Origin of the sequence: Halolactibacillus halophilus (genome assembly GCF_900115605.1) — a bacterium.
Classification (GTDB): domain Bacteria; phylum Bacillota; class Bacilli; order Bacillales; family Amphibacillaceae; genus Halolactibacillus; species Halolactibacillus halophilus.
Window position 1 is genome coordinate 1 of sequence record NZ_FOXC01000011.1, and the last position, 17996, is coordinate 17996.

General features: G+C 40.2%; 20 protein-coding genes and 1 other RNA gene. 19 read left to right on the top strand and 2 right to left on the bottom strand.

Going from position 1 to position 17996, the window contains the following annotated elements; translation table 11 throughout:
• Positions 1-222 precede the first annotated feature (222 nt).
• The 15 genes from BM098_RS05400 to BM098_RS05470 all read left to right on the top strand — a co-directional run bounded on the left by BM098_RS05400 (position 223) and on the right by BM098_RS05470 (position 12703).
• A complete protein-coding gene (locus BM098_RS05400; protein ID WP_089831205.1) occupies positions 223-570 on the top strand; it encodes a nucleotide pyrophosphohydrolase in 348 nt (115 codons plus the stop codon).
• 5 nt (positions 571-575) lie between these two features.
• Positions 576-1379, top strand: coding sequence for a 4-hydroxy-tetrahydrodipicolinate reductase (gene dapB / locus BM098_RS05405; RefSeq protein WP_089831207.1), 804 nt, complete (start codon positions 576-578; stop codon positions 1377-1379).
• 19 nt (positions 1380-1398) lie between these two features.
• Entirely contained in the window at positions 1399-1797 is a 399-nt protein-coding gene (gene mgsA / locus BM098_RS05410; RefSeq protein ID WP_089831209.1) for a methylglyoxal synthase, read from the top strand.
• A 163-nt stretch (positions 1798-1960) separates the two neighbouring features.
• Entirely contained in the window at positions 1961-3169 is a 1209-nt protein-coding gene (locus tag BM098_RS05415) for a CCA tRNA nucleotidyltransferase (protein ID WP_089831211.1), read from the top strand.
• Complete coding sequence (locus BM098_RS05420; RefSeq protein ID WP_089831213.1) at positions 3130-4128, top strand: biotin--[acetyl-CoA-carboxylase] ligase; 999 nt, start codon at positions 3130-3132, stop codon at positions 4126-4128. Before BM098_RS05415 ends, BM098_RS05420 begins: the two co-directional genes overlap by 40 nt.
• Positions 4129-4144: 16 nt before the next feature.
• Positions 4145-4501: a pantoate--beta-alanine ligase gene (locus tag BM098_RS05425; protein ID WP_234987421.1), complete on the top strand. Its 357-nt coding sequence runs from the start codon at positions 4145-4147 to the stop codon at positions 4499-4501.
• Positions 4502-4586: 85 nt separating this feature from the next.
• Positions 4587-4907: an aspartate 1-decarboxylase gene (panD, locus tag BM098_RS05430; protein WP_089831216.1), complete on the top strand. Its 321-nt coding sequence runs from the start codon at positions 4587-4589 to the stop codon at positions 4905-4907.
• Positions 4908-4949: 42 nt separating this feature from the next.
• A complete protein-coding gene (dinG, locus tag BM098_RS05435; RefSeq protein WP_089831218.1) occupies positions 4950-7604 on the top strand; it encodes an ATP-dependent DNA helicase DinG in 2655 nt (884 codons plus the stop codon).
• 135 nt (positions 7605-7739) lie between these two features.
• The gene (locus BM098_RS05440) at positions 7740-7913 is read left to right on the top strand and encodes a YpmA family protein (protein WP_089831220.1); all 174 of its coding nucleotides are present in this window, start codon (positions 7740-7742) and stop codon (positions 7911-7913) included.
• The gene (locus BM098_RS05445) at positions 7873-8403 is read left to right on the top strand and encodes a hypothetical protein (protein ID WP_234987422.1); all 531 of its coding nucleotides are present in this window, start codon (positions 7873-7875) and stop codon (positions 8401-8403) included. Before BM098_RS05440 ends, BM098_RS05445 begins: the two co-directional genes overlap by 41 nt.
• Positions 8404-8417: 14 nt before the next feature.
• A complete protein-coding gene (locus BM098_RS05450) occupies positions 8418-9605 on the top strand; it encodes a pyridoxal phosphate-dependent aminotransferase (protein WP_089831224.1) in 1188 nt (395 codons plus the stop codon).
• Positions 9606-9630: 25 nt separating this feature from the next.
• The gene (asnS, locus tag BM098_RS05455) at positions 9631-10923 is read left to right on the top strand and encodes an asparagine--tRNA ligase (RefSeq protein WP_089831226.1); all 1293 of its coding nucleotides are present in this window, start codon (positions 9631-9633) and stop codon (positions 10921-10923) included.
• A 74-nt stretch (positions 10924-10997) separates the two neighbouring features.
• The gene (locus tag BM098_RS05460) at positions 10998-11687 is read left to right on the top strand and encodes a DnaD domain-containing protein (RefSeq protein ID WP_089831228.1); all 690 of its coding nucleotides are present in this window, start codon (positions 10998-11000) and stop codon (positions 11685-11687) included.
• A gap of 16 nt (positions 11688-11703) precedes the next feature.
• Positions 11704-12378: an endonuclease III gene (nth, locus tag BM098_RS05465; RefSeq protein ID WP_089831230.1), complete on the top strand. Its 675-nt coding sequence runs from the start codon at positions 11704-11706 to the stop codon at positions 12376-12378.
• Positions 12359-12703 carry a YpoC family protein gene (locus BM098_RS05470; protein WP_089831232.1) on the top strand — a complete coding sequence of 115 codons (345 nt, stop codon included), beginning with the start codon at positions 12359-12361 and terminating at the stop codon, positions 12701-12703. Before nth ends, BM098_RS05470 begins: the two co-directional genes overlap by 20 nt.
• A gap of 56 nt (positions 12704-12759) precedes the next feature.
• On the opposite strand, the gene BM098_RS05475 is transcribed toward BM098_RS05470, so the two are convergent.
• Both BM098_RS05475 and recU read right to left on the bottom strand, forming a co-directional pair.
• Positions 12760-15273 carry a penicillin-binding protein 1A gene (locus BM098_RS05475; RefSeq protein WP_089831234.1) on the bottom strand — a complete coding sequence of 838 codons (2514 nt, stop codon included), beginning with the start codon at positions 15271-15273 and terminating at the stop codon, positions 12760-12762.
• A gap of 21 nt (positions 15274-15294) precedes the next feature.
• The gene (gene recU / locus BM098_RS05480; RefSeq protein WP_089831236.1) at positions 15295-15885 is read right to left on the bottom strand and encodes a Holliday junction resolvase RecU; all 591 of its coding nucleotides are present in this window, start codon (positions 15883-15885) and stop codon (positions 15295-15297) included.
• Positions 15886-16167: 282 nt separating this feature from the next.
• On the opposite strand from recU, the gene BM098_RS05485 reads away from it, so the two are divergent.
• The 4 genes from BM098_RS05485 to rnpB all read left to right on the top strand — a co-directional run bounded on the left by BM098_RS05485 (position 16168) and on the right by rnpB (position 17939).
• Complete coding sequence (locus BM098_RS05485) at positions 16168-16521, top strand: DUF1798 family protein (RefSeq protein WP_089831238.1); 354 nt, start codon at positions 16168-16170, stop codon at positions 16519-16521.
• Complete coding sequence (locus tag BM098_RS05490; RefSeq protein WP_089831240.1) at positions 16518-17069, top strand: SLOG family protein; 552 nt, start codon at positions 16518-16520, stop codon at positions 17067-17069. Before BM098_RS05485 ends, BM098_RS05490 begins: the two co-directional genes overlap by 4 nt.
• Before the next feature lie 105 nt (positions 17070-17174).
• Positions 17175-17477 (top strand): cell division regulator GpsB, encoded by a 303-nt coding sequence (gpsB, locus tag BM098_RS05495; protein ID WP_089831242.1) that lies wholly within the window; start codon positions 17175-17177, stop codon positions 17475-17477.
• A gap of 76 nt (positions 17478-17553) precedes the next feature.
• Positions 17554-17939: RNase P RNA component class B (gene rnpB / locus BM098_RS05500), an RNA gene on the top strand.
• Positions 17940-17996 lie beyond the last annotated feature (57 nt).

Consider the following 17996-nt stretch of genomic DNA (forward strand, 5'->3'; position numbering starts at 1 on the left):
ATAGTACTCAATAATTAAAGTCGAAATTTGACATAAAAAATAAGCCATATCAAGGCTTAAGAGTGCTTTTAAAGAAATGAAGTGTCAAACTCCCGAGGCTAGGCAAAAGACAACTGTTTTCTTGATTGAAAATGGTTGTCTTTTTTTGTACAATGATGATAGCTTTGTCATTAAATTTGCTGTTTTCTGAAAAATTGTCTAGACTAGAGAGGAGAACGCTAGATGTCTGATTATGAACAACCAGTTACATACGATACGAAAGCGATGCAAACACGTGTCGATCGTTTTATTAGTCAATTTGAAGAAGGTTATTTTAGTCCTGAAGTTATGATGTTGCGTTTTACAGAAGAACTCGGAGAGTTAGCTAGAGAGGTTAATCACCTCTATGGACCGAAAAAGAAAAAAGCATCAGAAGAGGCTAATACAGTGGAAGATGAACTGGGTGATGTGTTGTTTGTCTTATTATCCTTTGCTAATAGTCTTGATATTGATGCGGCAAAAGCATTTGATCGAGCCATGACTAAAATTGAAACACGTGATAAAGATCGATTTACAAAAAAGAAGGAGTGAGAGATGTGGAGAAAATTAATGTTGTTGTCGCCGGTGCGAGTGGGAAAATGGGTAGTGAAGCTTTACGCATGATCGAGAAACATCAAGACCTTGCCCTTGTTGGGTGTGTTGATTTACATCATACAGGTATGAAAGTAAAAGAAGTTGAAGGGTTACCAGCATTTGATGCGGTCTTTTATGATGATATTAATCAATGTTTAGAGGCCGTTGATGCGGATGTCTTAATTGATTTAACCTCACCTAAGGTTGGCTTTAAACATACAAAAGCGGCCTTGCTACATGATGTCCGCCCTGTTGTTGGGACGACAGGCTTTACTGTTGATGAACTAGAGGAACTCACACAACTAAGCAAAGAAAGACACATTGGAGCCGTTATTGCCCCTAACTTTGCGATGGGTGCGGTACTGATGATGCAGTTTGCAAAACAAGCGGCCAAATACTTTCCGGATGTTGAGATTATTGAAAAGCATCACGATCAAAAACTTGATGCGCCGTCTGGTACAGCAGTAAAAACGGCAGAACTCATTCAAGAAACACGGAAACAAAAATCACAAGGTCATCCCGATGAGCATGAGACGATTGACGGCGCGCGTGGTGCTGACTTTGATGGCATGCGCATTCATAGCGTGCGGTTGCCTGGACTTGTTGCTCACCAAGAAGTCGTCTTCGGTGGGCCGGGTGAAAACTTTACTTTGAAACATGACTCTTTCCACCGAGAATCATTTATGTCAGGCATTAAATTTGCGATTGATCATGTTGTTAAGCTCGATAAGTTAGTGTACGGTCTTGAACATTTAATGATGGATTAAGCTAAGGGGGCGAAGACAAATGAAAATTGCTTTAATTGCACATGATGAGAAAAAAGATGAGATGATTAATTTTTCTGCCTCTTATAAACATATTCTTGAAAGTCATGAATTATTTGCGACAGGTACGACGGGAAAACGCATTGCTGAGGCAACAGGATTAGATGTTTACCGGTTCAACTCAGGTCCGCTTGGTGGCGATCAACAAATTGGGGCGAAAATTTCCGAGAATGAAATGGATTTAGTGATTTTCTTTAAAGACCCATTAACAGCTCAACCACACGAACCAGACATTAGTGCGCTGATGCGCTTATGCGATGTGTATCAAATTCCACTCGTCACTAATCTTGCGGGTGCGGAAGTAATGATACGTGCGCTTGAAGCGGGTTTTTTCCATTGGCGTGATATCATTGACGCTTAAAAGTGACAAGTGATCAGGGAGATAAAATACGAGACATCTGAAACACTCACCGAACGCGGTGAGTGTTTTTATCGTTAACAGGAGAATTATCTTTGTTAACATTCAAAAACCTTAAGGAATATGTTAAAATTATTGTAATGATCAAAAGAGAAGAGGTAAACAAATGGATGTGTTTAAACCGGCTGAACCGATTCTAAGGTGTTTAATTGAAGCAGGTTATCAGGCTTATATTGTCGGCGGTTCTGTTAGAGATTACTTACTGAACACTCCGATTAATGATATAGATATTGCGACAAGTGCAAAACCAGAACAAGTCATGGCCTTATTTCCACAAGTAATTCCGGTGGGCCTTGAACATGGTACTGTGATTGTTCGTGATCACCATACATCATTTGAAGTAACAACGCTTCGCGAAGAAACAACCTACAGTGACCGTCGTCATCCTGATGCGGTACATTTTGTCACGGATGTTGTAAAAGACCTAGCGCGGCGTGACTTTACGATGAATGCGATGACCTTAACCGAATCAAAAGAGCTGATTGACCCATTTGATGGCCAATCTGACATTATCAATAAACAAATTCAAGCGGTTGGAAAGGCAAACAAACGTTTTAACGAAGACCCACTAAGAATGCTAAGAGCCATTCGATTCTGCAGCCAGCTCGGCTTTATGATTGAAGATCAGACCAAGTGCGCGCTTCTTGCGAATCTGCCGTTAATTAGTGAAGTTTCAATTGAACGCATTCAAGTTGAGTTGGAAAAATTTTTTAAAGGGAGCTATTTACCAGAGGCACTCATATTACCCGAAACAAAAAAATTGCTCTCACACTTACCTTTCTTTAACAAAAAGACAGCTATCATAGCTGACTTAATAAATGTGACACTACCTTTTCATCGATTAATCGATGTCTTTGTCTACCTTAGTTTTACTCATGACGACATCATACTTACAGGTTTTTATAAAAGCTACCGGTTATCGAATGTTCAAAAGCGAGAAGGGTTGATGTTATTAGCTGCACTTGAACGGTATCAACAAAAGGAATCTTTGTCATTGATTGTCTATCATTTACCCTCGCATTTGTATGAACGATTTAGTGATTTAGTTGCACGCTCAAGTTTAGATTCACTTGACTTAGTGATGCTAAAACAAGCAAATCAAGCGTTACCAATCCATTCAAAACAAGACATGGCCCTTACTGGTAACGATCTGATTCAGCTTTTCCCAGAACGAAAGCGTGGGGAGTGGATTGGCGAGATGCTTGACCGACTGGAAACAAATGTTATTTCTGGTAAATTACCAAATCAACGAGAATATTTAAAGGAGTGGGTCACATGGTCCTATCCAATCGAGAAAAAATCATTCAACTATTAGCACAAAACATGCACACGTATGTGTCAGGTCAATGGCTCTCTGACCAACTTGGTATATCAAGAACGGCTGTTTGGAAACAGATGAAACATTTAAAGGAAGATGGTTATCATTTTAAAGCCGTCCCGAATAAAGGGTATCGTCTGATTGATATGCCAGATAAAGTGAGTGAAAACACATTATTTTGGGGCCTTGATACAGATGTCCTTGGACAGATGTTAGAGTACCATGATCAATTAACATCAACGCAGGACTTAGCTCATACGCGGGCAAGAGAAAATAAACCGGATGGCTATTTAATTGTCGCTAATTCACAAACAAATGGGCGAGGCAGATTACACCGGGCTTTTCGTTCTGAAAACAAAAACGGGGCCTGGTTTAGTTTTATTTTACGTCCAGAACTTTCTCCTGTTGAAGCACAGAAAATCACTTTGCTTACAGCGGTAAGCTTAGTGCGAACGATTAAACAGAAAACAACGCTTGAACCGAAAATTAAGTGGCCCAATGATATATTAATTGGTGACAAAAAACTTGCTGGTATTCTAACCGAAATGCAAGCAGAACAAGACCAAATTCATTATATGGTCATTGGTGTTGGCGTGAATATTAATCAGCGTCTTGAGGAGTTCCCAGAAGAGTTACGCCAGACGGTCACATCGTTACTGGTTGAAACGGATGAACGGTTTAAGCGGCGGTATTTTATTCAAGACTTTTTAAAGCATTTTGAAGCGTTATATCGGACATTACTCACCGATGGCTTTAAGTCGATCAAACAAGAATGGGAAAAACATGCATTCAAGCTTGGTGAGACATTAGATTATCGCTTAGGTAAGGAAGAAAAAACAGGGGTGTTTGTCGATATTCATGATTCTGGTGCGCTACTTATTGAACATGAAGGTAAAACTGAGCGGTTGTACTCGGCTGATATTCACTGGTTCAAAGGGGATAAAAGCGGTTGTTGACTTGTTGATAGAGAACTTGAACTTTCCTACGGTCTTAAGACCGATTCCAACCGTAAGAGAACCGGAGGATTTAGCGAAAAGCAGTCGTAATGTTAACCTTAGTGAACAGGAGCGACAAGAAGCGCCACTGATTTACCGTGCGCTAACAGAAGCAAAAGCCATGATGGAACAGGGCAAACGTGACCAGCAAGCAATACTCGCTCACGTACAATCTGTTATTCATCAAAGTCAACATGCCGAGATTGATTATATCGAGCTGTTGAGTTATCCTCAACTAGAGGCCTTACCAACGCTTAAAGGACAAGTGATTCTCGCGTGTGCAGTGAAATTTGAGCGCGTCAGATTGATTGATAACGTGTTAGTAGACCTTTAAATTGAACCATTAATAAGTGAAGCTCAACAAAACCAATGAAAAAATATAAAAGTATAAGTGGGCGATAGCTACGTTTCGAACACTAATGAAAGGAAAGTTGCACCGGGTCCGGGTAACGGAAGCGATTGATGTGTTGCCACATGAAAAAGTACAAATTGTTAATAACAATAATGGCGTCCGGCTTGAAACGTATGTTATCCCCGGAGAAAGAGGGAGAGGGGTTATCTGTTTGAACGGAGCTGTGAGCCGGTTAGTCCAACCGGGTGATATCGTGATTATTGTCAGTTACGCACTTGTCTCAGAAGAAAGATTGCCAACATTCACACCGAAGGTTGCACTATTGAACGAAGACAATTCAATTAAAGAAATGATTGACCAAGAACCCCCGCTAACAGCACAAGAGTAGACAAGTAATACGCAGTGAAAAATATGATTGAAGGTGAGCGAGATGACGACATTTGCGGTTGTCGATTTAGAAACAACAGGAAATCAAAAACAAGATCGAATCATTGAAATCGGGATTGTCATCTATCGCGATCAACAGATTGTTACGACCTATCAAACTTTAATTAATCCACATAAACATATCTCGCGATTTATTGAACATCTTACGGGAATTAATAATGCGATGGTGATGGACCAACCCACATTTGAAGATGTCGCAACAACGATTCATCGGTTATTAGATGATGCTTATTTTGTTGCGCATAACGTACCGTTTGATTTAGGGTTTTTAAACCAAGAATTTGAGCGGGTGGGGCTTAAAAAACTTCAAACAAAGACATTAGATACTGTCGAACTTAGTCGAATGTTGTTACCGGGGGCACCAGGCTTTAAGTTAAATCAGTTGGCTCAGTTTTTATCGATCACCCACGATGATCCTCACCGTGCCCTGTCAGATGCGTATGTGACGACCGATTTGTTGAATGTCTTATTAGAAGAGCTTACACGCTTACCAAAAACGACTTTAAAAAAATTAGTGCCACTCGCAGAAAAACTAAAAAGTGATCTTGTACCTATTATTCACGCCTTATTAGATCAACCCCAAACACGTGATATTGCTAAAAAAGACGCGTCATATGATTATCATTATGGCTTAGCGATTAAGCGAGTACCTGAAATCGAGCCGATCATGTCTTCAGAGGAAATGCCAGCCTTTGGCGACTGGCTTGATGCGTTTGAAGTAAGCTTTAATAAGCCGCTTCGCTTAGGACAACGTGAGATGAGTGAAGCGATTTATCATACCTTTGTGACAGAATCATCCGCATTGATAGAAGCGGGTACGGGTATTGGCAAAACACTCAGTTACCTTTTGGCGGCCGTTTATATGGCGAAGACAACGCGAGAAAAAGTGGTCATCAGTACGTATTTAAAACAGCTTCAAAAACAACTGCTTCATGAAGAAGTACCAAAAATTTTAACTCACCTTAACGAAGCTTGTCGGATTGAAGTATTAAAAGGTAAAAATCAGTATATCAGTGTTAAACGGTTTAGTGAGTGGATTGTGAAACATGACAATGATCACTATGATTTTACGTTAACGAAAGCGATTATCTTGATTTGGCTGACAAAAACAGAAACAGGGGATGTAGATGAGATTCAATTGCCACGAAGTGGCTATCAACTGTTCCATCAATTCTCTCACCGATTTGATACAGATGAAAAGCAAGCCTTTAGTTATTATGAACATAAGCTCGCTCGAATTGAGATGGCGGATGTTGTGATTGTGAACCATGCGCTGATGCATCAGCTCGTATTACAAGAACAGTTGCCGTTAAAACGGATCATTATTGATGAAGCCCATCACTTACCAGAAGTGATTGAACAAGAACAGGGACTTATGTTTCAGTCTGAAGCGATTCATGCCTTTTTAAATCAAGTCGTTCACCGTTTAAAAACGTTTGATGTATTAGATGCAGACATTAAAGCAACCGTTGAAGATATTAAGTATGATTATCAGTGTTTGATCGATTATACGCGGCAGTTTATCTCGCGCCAGCATTCGGCAAAAGGGTCTAAAAAAATTGTGACGATTGAACCACAAGAAGCCGTTTTTTCAACGATGCAAGTCATGTACGAGCGATTTAAGGTATTACTTGATACGTTACTTAAAAGCGTCCACCTAACACCACATCCACTGATTCATGATGAACTGATCTCGATTGTTTCAGCCTTTTTGGAACCGTATAATCGTTTCTTTTTTGATGACGCGACGGATGCGGTGTACTGGTTAGAAATGGATTTGACCCATCAACAACAACCGATCAGTTTTTATAAAAAGCCAGTAGATATTCGCGAGACGGTGATGCGTTATTATTTCAGTCCTCATCGCTCCGTCATATTAACGAGTGCAACGTTAACAGTGAATCAACGCTTTGATTATATCCAGCATCAATTGGGGATGACCAAACAAGTGGAAACGTATCGATTTCCTGCACTCTACCCAACAGAAAGTCACGTCCAGTTACTCGTACCAAATGACTTTCCGCGTCTCGACCAACGAGAAACGACCGCTTATGTTGAAGCCTTGAGTGAACTCGTCTTTTCGTTAGCTGACCTTACAAAGGGGCGCATGTTGATTTTGTTTAATTCTTATCAAATGTTAAAAGATACCCATACATTATTAGATGAATTGTTCCAAGCTGATTATGTTCTCATTGCCCAAGGCATCTCAAGTGGAAGTCATGAGAAACTAAAGAAGCATTTCCAACAGACCGATCAGGCTATTTTACTTGGGACCCATGCTTTTTGGGAAGGATTAGACATTCCAGGAGATGATCTGAAGTGTGTTGTGATTGCACGTTTGCCGTTTCAATCCCCGAGTCAACCCGTTGTTGAAGCAAAGCTAAAGCGCATGGAAAGTAGGGGACAATCAGGATTTTATGGTTATTCTTTACCCGATGCGGTGATTCGATTCAAACAAGGTTTCGGTAGACTGATTCGTAATGAGACGGATTCAGGCATTGTTGTTGTGACCGATGACCGAATTGTTACCAAAAATTATGGTCGGACATTTATTGAGTCACTGCCGTCAGTCCCTGTTTATCATCGCCGGACGACAGAACTGTTAGATTTAGCTGAAACATTTTTAACAGACAAGTAAGACAAAAAGTTATAAAACAGGCAGAAATCTTAAAAAAGCCAGGTTAGGCATTATTTTTCTTTTAAAAACCTGCTATAATATAACAAGGTTTATCAATCCGTGTCATAAACTTAAAAAATTAAAGGTTGGGATACAATGCGTAATGAAAAAATAGAAACATTATCAACGGTTAGGCTTCAGAATAACCCGGAACTCTACAAAATTGTTGATAGCTTAAATCGGACGTTAAAAGATGATGACGTAATGTTTGGTTTAGCTTTAGATGAGGATGACGATGAAACAGCAATCTTCACAATTTATCGAACTTAATTATCCTAAAATTATTGTTGGTATTCTCCTCTTGATTGGCATAGTTGGTGCGGGATATAGCGTGCATTTGTATAGTGTGATACGCGAGGCTGAGGATGATGACTTTGACTCATCTATTGCGCGTGTCAAAGCAGCTTATGACATAGGTGAAATTGATGAGGTGACTCGGTTTCACGGCGATGTTTTTTATCACGTGATTCATACCAGCGATGAAGATAGTGTCACGTATTATTATGTCGACCAAAGCGATCAATCAGCTGATATTACTGTGTACACAGCCCAGTCAAGCGATCCAATTCAGCCGATTTTAGCCACCTTTCTTTCAGAACGACCGAATAACGATATCAGTCGTGTGAATGTTGGTCTAAGACAACAAGTACCAATCGTTGAAATTATTTCAACGACAACCACTGAATCAGTCCGTTATGATTATTACAGATTAACCGATGGTACATATGAAAGTGGCATAACCTTAAATAATGTGAACTAAGGAAAGGTGATTCTATGCAGTTAGCAAAACGTGTACAAACACTGACGCCTTCAACAACTTTAGCCATTACAGCTAAAGCAAAGGCACTTAAAGATAGTGGACATGATGTGATTGGTTTGGGCGCAGGTGAACCTGACTTTAATACACCTGAATTTATTATTGAAGCAGCAGAAGCGGCGATGCGGACAGGTTTAACGCGTTATACCCCATCAGGTGGTATCTTGCCACTTCGCGAAGCAATTGCACGTAAGCTGTTAAAAGATCAAGGTATTGATTATAGTGCTGATCAAATCGTTGTCACAACAGGAGCAAAGCATGCCTTATATACGTTATTTCAAGTCCTGTTAAATCCAGGTGACGAGGTGATTGTGCCAACCCCTTACTGGGTTAGCTATCCAGAACAAATTAAGCTTGCTGAAGGTGAGCCTGTGTTTGTGGCAGGAAAAGAAGACAATCAATTTAAATTATCCCCGGATCAACTTGAACAAGCCATCACCGAGAAGACGCGGGCGGTTATTATTAATTCACCAAGCAACCCGACGGGCATGATGTACACCAAAGCAGAACTTGCAGCGCTTGGCGAGGTCTGTGTTAAACATAACATCATCATCGTCTCAGATGAAATTTATGAAAAGCTCATTTATACCGATCAACCGCATGTATCCATTGCATCATTGTCGGAACAATTAAAAAAACAAACGGTGATCATCAATGGTGTGTCAAAATCACACGCAATGACGGGTTGGCGAATTGGTTATGCTGTCGGTCGCAAGACGATCATTAAAGCAATGACCAACCTTTGTAGTCACTCAACGTCGAACCCAACCACGATTAGTCAGTATGCTGCACTTGCCGCTTATACACATGATGAAACAGAGATTAAGCAGATGGTTCAATCTTTTAATGAACGTTTGACTTACACGTATGATTTATTAAGTCAAGTACCAGGTGTTACTTGTGTGAAGCCGCAAGGTGCATTTTATTTATTCCCAAATGTTGAGCAAGCAATGGACCTTTGTGGATTTGGCGATGTTGAAGAATTTTCAACGGCGTTACTTGAAGAAGAACAGGTAGCAGTTATCCCAGGTTCAGGGTTTGGAGCACCGAAAAATATACGGTTATCGTACGTGATTGAAATACAGCAATTAGAAGAAGCGATTACACGGCTGACGCGCTTTATTGAACGTCATGCAAAAATATAAGAGAGAATTTTTGGAGGGAAGTTTGTTGAAAACAACAATTAGTAAAGTACACGAACATTTAAATGAAGAAGTAACGATTGGGGCTTGGCTCAGTAATAAGCGTTCAAGCGGTAAGATTGCTTTCTTACAGCTACGTGACGGAACTGGTTTTATCCAAGGGGTTGTGGTTAAGGCAGCTGTATCTGAAGAGACATTTGACTTAGCTAAATCTCTTACACAAGAATCATCTGTTTATGTAACGGGAACAATCGTCGAAGATACGCGTTCACCTTTTGGTTATGAAATGCAAGTCACTGATTTAGAACTGATTCATGAATCGGTCGATTTTCCAATTACACCAAAAGAGCACGGAACTGAATTTTTAATGGATCATCGTCACCTTTGGTTACGGTCGAAACGTCAACACGCCGTTATGAAGATTCGTAATGAAATTATTCGGGCGACGTATGAATTTTACAATAAAGAAGGGTTCATTAAGATTGATCCACCTATTTTAACGGGTTCTGCCGCAGAGGGCACAACAGAATTATTCCATACACAGTACTTTGATGAGGAAGCTTATCTCTCTCAAAGTGGTCAACTTTATATGGAAGCAGGCGCAATGGCCTTTGGCAAAGTCTTTTCATTTGGCCCTACATTCCGTGCCGAAAAATCAAAAACACGTCGTCACTTAATTGAGTTTTGGATGATTGAACCGGAAATGGCCTTTATGGAGCATGAGGAAAGCTTACAAGTCCAAGAACAATACGTCAGTTACTTAGCACAATCAGTCGTAGAAAACTGTCAATTAGAACTTGATGTATTAGAGCGCGATGTAGAAAAGCTTAAACAAATACAAGCGCCGTTCCCACGGATTACGTATGATGAAGCTCTCGCGTTACTCAAAGAAAAAGGCTTTGACGATATTGAGTGGGGCGAGGACTTTGGTTCGCCGCATGAAACAGCAATTGCGGAGAGTTTTGATAAACCTGTCTTCATTACCCATTATCCAAAAGACATTAAAGCTTTCTACATGAAGCCAGATCCTGAGAACGAGAATGTTGTTCTCTGTGCTGATTTAATCGCACCTGAAGGTTATGGTGAAATCATTGGTGGCTCCCAGCGAATTGATGATTTAGACTTGATGAAAGAGCGCTATGAGGAACATAACTTATCAGGGGATGCATACCAGTGGTATTTAGAGTTACGTCAATACGGCTCTGTTCCTCACTCTGGCTTTGGTTTAGGGTTAGAGCGAACGGTCGCTTGGTTTAGTGGTGTTGAGCACGTACGTGAGACCATTCCATTCCCACGTTTACTAAACCGTTTGTATCCATAAGAGTATAGCTAATTATAAATAAAAACCCTCGGATCTTGTCCGGGGGTTTTCACCATCACATGAATGGGGGGATAATGTTGAAACAAGACTATGAAGGTTTTATGCACGATCAACTCACGTTCTCAAAAAAACTTTTAGCTGATTACCTTCAGATTGGTATGGATGAAACAGAATTAATTGTCGTCTTACAGCTGATTCGTTATCAGAAAGAGAGTAATCTATTTCCAACACCATCTGATATCGCTGCCTTTACGAATTATGATGATCAAGTTGTTAGTCGCAGTTTGCGTCAGCTGATGCAGAAGCATTTGATGTCGATTGAAGAGAGTGAAAATGGTGATGGCATTGTCGATGAATTTTATTCATTAGAACCACTTTGGCAAGCTTTATACACAAAGCGTGAGGCCGATAAAACGAAGCCGACTGACCAAAGTGTAGAAATATTTAAACAGTTTGAACGTGAATTTGGCAGGGTGTTATCACCAATTGAAATTGAAACAATCAATATATGGCTTGATGAAGATCAGTACGATGTGTCACTGATTCAACAAGCGCTAAGAGAGGCTGTCTTACTGAGTAAACTCAACTTTAAATACGTAGACCGTATTTTACAAGAGTGGCAGAAAAAAGGAATTAAAACAGTGGATGCGGCAAAACAAGCAGGAAAGAAATTTCACCAACAATCGAGCCAGCGTTCAGAACCGGTAAGAAAACGTACCGATCCTTCGGTCTATTATAACTGGCTAGATGAACCAGATGATTAAATGGGGGTGAACAATCGTGTTAACCAATAAACAAATTAGGTTTGTACTTGATACGATGGCGGAGATGTATCCTGATGCTTGGTGCGAACTAAAACATGAGAATCCATTTGAACTTGTTATTGCGGTTGCCCTGTCGGCTCAGTGTACCGACCAACTTGTCAATAAAGTGACCGATTCACTGTTTAAAAAATATAAAACACCAGCTGATTATTTAGCAGTGCCATTAGAAGAATTAGAACAAGATGTAAAATCGATTGGATTATATCGCAACAAAGCAAAAAACATTCAAAAATTATCTCAAAGAATTATTGAGGAATTTAACGGTCAAGTTCCAGAGACACACGAGGAACTTGAATCATTGGCAGGGGTCGGCCGAAAAACAGCAAATGTTGTGATGTCTGTGGCTTTTGATGAACCGGCGATTGCGGTAGATACGCATGTTGAACGTGTGTCTAAGCGGTTAGGGATTGCCCGCTGGAAAGACTCTACTTTAGAAGTTGAGAAGACATTAATGAAAAAAGTACCGAAAGATGAGTGGAGTGATACACATCACCGGATGATTTTTTTTGGGCGCTACCATTGTAAAGCTAAAAATCCACAATGTGATACGTGTCCGTTACTTGAAATTTGCCGAGAAGGACAGAAACGAAAACGTAAAAAGGAGCGAGCACATGCCAACAAGTCGTCATGAATTATTGACTAGGTTTGATCAACAAAAACCTGAGATCCAACAATTATTTGATACGCGTAAATTTAAAGAAGCGATTGAACCGATGACAGAAGCGGTTCAGTCATTTAAAGTGTTGTTGTATGAGTTGAATCAAACAAATGATCTCACAACAGATATGGATGGCTTGCTAATTAAGCCGATCAACATTAAAGAACGGTTTGACTACGTTGAAGATAATTTAAAGCAATACCATGCGTATTTACAACTTATCACTCTCTATGAAGAGGTAGAAAAGTTATATGCCAAAGAAGCCATTAAACAAGCAATGAAAAACCCATCGCCGTAAGATAAAAACATCCCCAGATATAAAATATCTGGGGATGTTTTTGATTAACTGAAACATTAAGCGGCATCATCTTGTTGACTAGTATCCGTTTCTTCATCAGTTTGATCGGTGTCTTCATTCGATGACTCATCATCCACCGTCTCATCAGATGAATCACTTTCATCTGAGTCATTGTTGTCATTATCATCGCCGTTGTTCGTGTTTTCGTCTTGATTTTCATCACCAGGCAACTCAGCATCTGGAAGGTCCGGTTCTTCTTGTGCTTTTGGTGTCATGATTTCAACAGTTTTTGTTTCACTTGTTAAGGTGACTTTTTCTGGGTTAAAGGCTGTCACATTAATGGTATACATGGTGTCGGGTTCGACGTCACTAACAGTGAAGCTTGTCTCTTCGGTATTAATGGGTTGACCGGATTGAGTGCTAACTTCAAAGGCAATATTGACATCGGTCTCCATTGTATGCTCCCACGTGACAGTAATACTGTTTGTTTCTTCATCATAAGCAGCTGTTAAGTTTTCAACTGGATTCAATTGTTCATAGGCATCAGACACTGCTGATGGTTCAGTACCAGATTTAAATAACTCGGTAATAATTTGATCATTTGGTGTAAATTCACTTGGCAGTTGCGCTGGATTTGTACCTGCTTCAACTTTGACGGGAACAACACTATCAGGACGCGTGAAATCTGTTACTTCAACGCTTTTAGATAGTTCCTCCATCGTATACTTAAATAGAAGCTGTGAATTGTATACGTCTGGGACGGCTTTTGTTGTACTATCAGGATAACCTGTCCATGCGCCAATTGCGTAGTGCGTACTTAAGCCAACAAACCATTTATCGACGTTATTATCGGTTGTCCCGGTTTTACCGGCGACAGGAACACCAGATACATTTGCTCTTGTACCTGTACCTGAACGGACAACATTTTTCATCATATCTGTGACCATGTAAGCTGTTGCTTCTGACATCGCCACCGTTGTTTCGGGTTCTGCTTCAATGCGACGACCATCGGGGTATTCAATCGCTACGACACTATAAGGCTCGGTATATAATCCACCATTACCGAAGGCCGCGTATGCAGCTGCCATCTCAAGCGTCGAAGCTTCAAAGGTAGACCCACCAATCGCATCACGCACGTTTAACCCACCCTCTGGTATCGTTAAACCAAGTTTTTGTCCGAAGTCACTTACTTGACTTCTACCAACTTCATCAAATAAATGAGCAGCGACAACGTTAGAGGAATGTTCTAACGCTGTGCGTAAGGTCACTTCTCCTCGGTAACGTCCAACATTATTAATTGGCTTTGAACCCGTTACTTCATAAGGGCCGTTATCTGGCATTTGTTCATAGGTTGAATAATTTAAATACTCAATGGCTGCACCGTATGAAAAAATCGGTTTAATCGATGAGCCAGGCTGACGTTTTGCTTGAATCGCCATATTAAAGCCACCAGCGGCACGATTTCTACCACCACCGAGCGCACGAATGGCACCCGTCGATGTTTCAACAACGGAGAGTCCAGATTGTAGTTCACTATCTGAATAACTCACAGGACTCTCATCAGACAGTAAGTACTCCACATAACTTTGAGCATCTTGGTCCATTGTCGTATAGACTTTCACGCCATCATTGTATAAATCAATCTCATATTTCTCTTCTAATTCACGCTGGACTTGATCTAAAAAGTCGGTATGACTCGTGCGTGAACCGCTTGAGACGTCTAACATGTCGTCAATCGCCACTTGTTTTGCTTCCTCTGCTTCCGCTTCAGAAATTTTTTCGTGTCGGACCATTAAGTTTAGTACCGTTTCCATCCGCTCTTTGGCGAGGTCTGGATTGACGGTCGGGTCATACGCTGACGGCCGTTGTGGTAACCCGGCTAAAAGAGCGGCCTCGGCTAAACTTAGTTCATTAAGGTCAGTTATACCAAAATAGTTTTCAGCGGCCGTTGCGACCCCGTAGCCCGCTGAACCGTAGTAAATCCTGTTCAAGTACATTTCTAAAATGGCTTCTTTAGAATAGGACAAATCCAGTTGAATTGCCAGCCACTGTTCTTGGACTTTCCGTTCTAACGTCTTATCTGGGTATAAAAATGCCCCCTTAATGACTTGTTGGGTGATGGTTGACCCACCTTCAGCGCCGAATCCATCGGTTAAGTTGGCAATGATAGCCCCGCCAATTCGGCGAAGGTCAATCCCAAAGTGATCGAAGAACCGCACGTCCTCGGTTGCCAGGACAGCATCGACTAATACAGGTGGAAGATCATCATAGTTAACCTTTACGCGTTGTTCTTCACCAATATCGGCAAACAGTTCGCCGTCCTTGTCATAGACTTTACTTGATGAGGGAATACTTAATTTTTCTGGATCAAGTTCGGGTGACTTCGAAATGTAATAAGCGAATAAGCCACCTACACCAACCGCAACTATTAACCCGAGTACAAGAATCGTCAAGAATATTTTCTTAAAAGAAAACTTTTTTTTCGGCTGTTTTTTATTTTTTTTCTGTTTCGTTTGTTTCATCTGTTCTTGTCGACGCTTTTCACTACGTGACTTGTATTGATCAGACATGGTTTGTTCCTCCATTCGTTCTTAAAAAAAGATCTCATCCACGATAGTTAAATAATCTACGAGGGCAGGATAACCTGCTGGAATGAGTGTCCCTTCATCTTTAACGGCAGAATAAGGTATCGACTTTCTACCGTCTTTAAATTGACGGTGCCAATACGGAAAAAGTTTCACTGCCGGAAAGATATATGATTCATTATAAACTTGAAAACGTATAATAACAAAACATATCCCTTCGTGCCGGACGATATCTTCCATATGTTCAATCTGGTGTTGATGGAAGTTACTGAGTGGAAATGACGTTTTATTTTTCGTTTCTTTTGCTTCAAAATCAATGTAGCGTCCTTTATAGAGGCCGTTATAATCCGTTGTTGAAGCCTGTTTAAAGTAGGCTTCTTTTATTACCGCAGCACTTCGCTTTGGGTAATCCACTTTTACGATTTGGACCGGGGTGGGTTTTTTATGAATCACACATAACCCCCGGCTAAGGTAATACTTATTGGTTTCATTAATATCTTTTTCTAAAGTCATCCCACGATTGCTAAAGCGATCTTGTGGTGAGTTTTTATTTGTTGCATGTTGAGTTTTTACTTTTTTTCCATTAGGGTAGTTCAAGCAACATCCCTCCTGTTTCAAATATCATATCAAATTTTTTAAAAAAGGCGAGTGAAAATGACAATTTTAAGGCTTTGGACGGATATAAAACGAATGATGATTGGCTTATCATAGTCTCGTTATATGGGTGATTCTTCCTTACATAGTATAGCATATAAAACGTATGTTTGTATAATGAGAATATGATGAAAAAAAGGTGAGAAAATGATAGAGGTCGCCATTTAATCATGTTTGTCAATGGTCTGTATCCGTGCTAAAGTATGTATGAAGAGGTGAAAAGTTATGACAATTCTATCACAAACAGAAACCATTGATCGGATTAAACAAACCTGTTTTATCCGCTATCAGAAGAAAACGCCACCGGCTCAATTAAATGACCGGGAAGCTTTTAACGTTATTAAACAAGAAGTCACCCCGCAGTTTCAGTTGCTGGAACAATGGGAGGATACTTTATTAACAGATATTCAAACACACACCTTATCGATCCATCCGACACTCGTTCAGTCGACGCGAGAAAATATGGAATTAATTATTATGCATAGTTTTTATCATGACGCCGATATAAAACGGTTCAATGAATTGGTGAAATCGGTTGATGTTGTGCTTGATATGGTGAGAAAGGTGTATCCGAAATGACGAAAGTTTTAGCGGTCACCGGATATAAATCATTTGAATTAGGGATTCAATCTGAGAAAGACTCACGGGTTGTGATTATCAAAAAAGCATTAGAAAAAAGACTAATCGGGTTAATTGAGGAAGGTTTAGAGTGGGTAATTGTCTCAGGACAGCTCGGTGTTGAGTTATGGTGCGTGGAGGTGTGTCTTGACCTACAAGCGCAATATGATTTTCAAATCGGAATCATTGCTCCATTTGAAGACCAAGACAGTCGCTGGAAAGAAGCGGACCAAGAGAAGTATCAGCTCCTAACGATGACGGTTGATTATTTTAATACGCTCTATCAAGGTGGCTATAAAAATTCCGGTCAATTTAAAATGAAAAATCAATTTTTCTTATCAAAAGCAGACGCTAGTCTCGTCTTGATTGACGAAGACCATCCAGGCAGTGTGAAGTTTTATGTTGAAGCAATGGAAAAAGAAACTAATCACCCCGTTTTCACCATCACGCCGCTTGATTTAGAAGATATTAGCCGAGAACTGCAAGAATTAGCTGAATTTGATGCGTAATAAAGACCGATGATACGTTCGTCACTACAATTCTTCTGAAAGTTTGATATAATAGAACAGATAAGAAAAGACAGTACAACCTTATATATTTAACGAGGTGAAAAAATGGAAACGAAGTTAACACAATTATCAACCAAAGATATTTTAGACAAAGATTTTAAAACGTCGATGCGTGGCTATAATCAAGAAGAAGTAGATGCGTATCTTGATATCGTTATTCAAGATTATGAAGCGCTTGAAAGTAAGATCAAACAACTTGAAGAAGCACAGTCACGTGTGTCAAGAAAGCCGGAAGAACCGGTAAGACCACGCGTCCAGGCGACAAATCATCAAGCAAACTATGATATCTTAAAGCGCGTATCTAACTTAGAAAAAGCAGTCTTTGGCAAGAAGTACGCCGATGATTAAGTATTTCTAAACATTTCCACGTGTCAATTTACGTGAGTTATGTTATACTGTTAAAGGAAAAAATAAAGGGAAATGAATGTTTTGGTAATCGCTACAAGCGTTTAACGTTTGTAGAGGAAAGTCCATGCTCGCACAAGCTGTGATGCTTGTAGTGTTCGTGCTTGATGAATAAATAAATCAAGGCAGTCACATTTGTGATTGACGGCAGGGAATGATGCTAAGTCTTCGGATATGTGTCTAGTACCTTGAAAGTGCCACAGTGACGAAGTCAAGCGGGAAACCGACTTGAGTGGAACGAGGTAAACCCCACGAGTGAGCAACCCAAATTTTGGTAGGGGCATCTTGGATTAGGGAATCAAACCGAAACAAGGACATAGTTAACTATGTAGATAGATGGTTACCGCTAGAGTACGAGGCTGACCACCGTTTGCAGTGCTTTAGAACAGAACATGGCTTATAAAACATTCATTGGTCATTTATTTTGAAACGATGAACCTTCCTCTGACTTTTTGGTCGTTG

Bases quoted from the DNA above. Each gene is read 5' to 3' on its own strand.
- panD (WP_089831216.1), top strand. From the start codon at position 4,587: ATGAAAGGAAAGTTGCACCGGGTCCGGGTAACGGAAGCGATTGATGTG.
- BM098_RS05460 (WP_089831228.1), top strand. From the start codon at position 10,998: ATGTTGAAACAAGACTATGAAGGTTTTATGCACGATCAACTCACGTTC.
- BM098_RS05450 (WP_089831224.1), top strand. From the start codon at position 8,418: ATGCAGTTAGCAAAACGTGTACAAACACTGACGCCTTCAACAACTTTA.
- BM098_RS05490 (WP_089831240.1), top strand. From the start codon at position 16,518: ATGACGAAAGTTTTAGCGGTCACCGGATATAAATCATTTGAATTAGGG.
- BM098_RS05470 (WP_089831232.1), top strand. From the start codon at position 12,359: ATGCCAACAAGTCGTCATGAATTATTGACTAGGTTTGATCAACAAAAA.
- BM098_RS05440 (WP_089831220.1), top strand. From the start codon at position 7,740: ATGCGTAATGAAAAAATAGAAACATTATCAACGGTTAGGCTTCAGAAT.
- dinG (WP_089831218.1), top strand. From the start codon at position 4,950: ATGACGACATTTGCGGTTGTCGATTTAGAAACAACAGGAAATCAAAAA.
- BM098_RS05445 (WP_234987422.1), top strand. From the start codon at position 7,873: ATGACGATGAAACAGCAATCTTCACAATTTATCGAACTTAATTATCCT.
- BM098_RS05415 (WP_089831211.1), top strand. From the start codon at position 1,961: ATGGATGTGTTTAAACCGGCTGAACCGATTCTAAGGTGTTTAATTGAA.
- gpsB (WP_089831242.1), top strand. From the start codon at position 17,175: ATGGAAACGAAGTTAACACAATTATCAACCAAAGATATTTTAGACAAA.
- BM098_RS05475 (WP_089831234.1), bottom strand. From the start codon at position 15,273: ATGTCTGATCAATACAAGTCACGTAGTGAAAAGCGTCGACAAGAACAG.
- BM098_RS05400 (WP_089831205.1), top strand. From the start codon at position 223: ATGTCTGATTATGAACAACCAGTTACATACGATACGAAAGCGATGCAA.
- BM098_RS05485 (WP_089831238.1), top strand. From the start codon at position 16,168: ATGACAATTCTATCACAAACAGAAACCATTGATCGGATTAAACAAACC.
- BM098_RS05420 (WP_089831213.1), top strand. From the start codon at position 3,130: ATGGTCCTATCCAATCGAGAAAAAATCATTCAACTATTAGCACAAAAC.
- mgsA (WP_089831209.1), top strand. From the start codon at position 1,399: ATGAAAATTGCTTTAATTGCACATGATGAGAAAAAAGATGAGATGATT.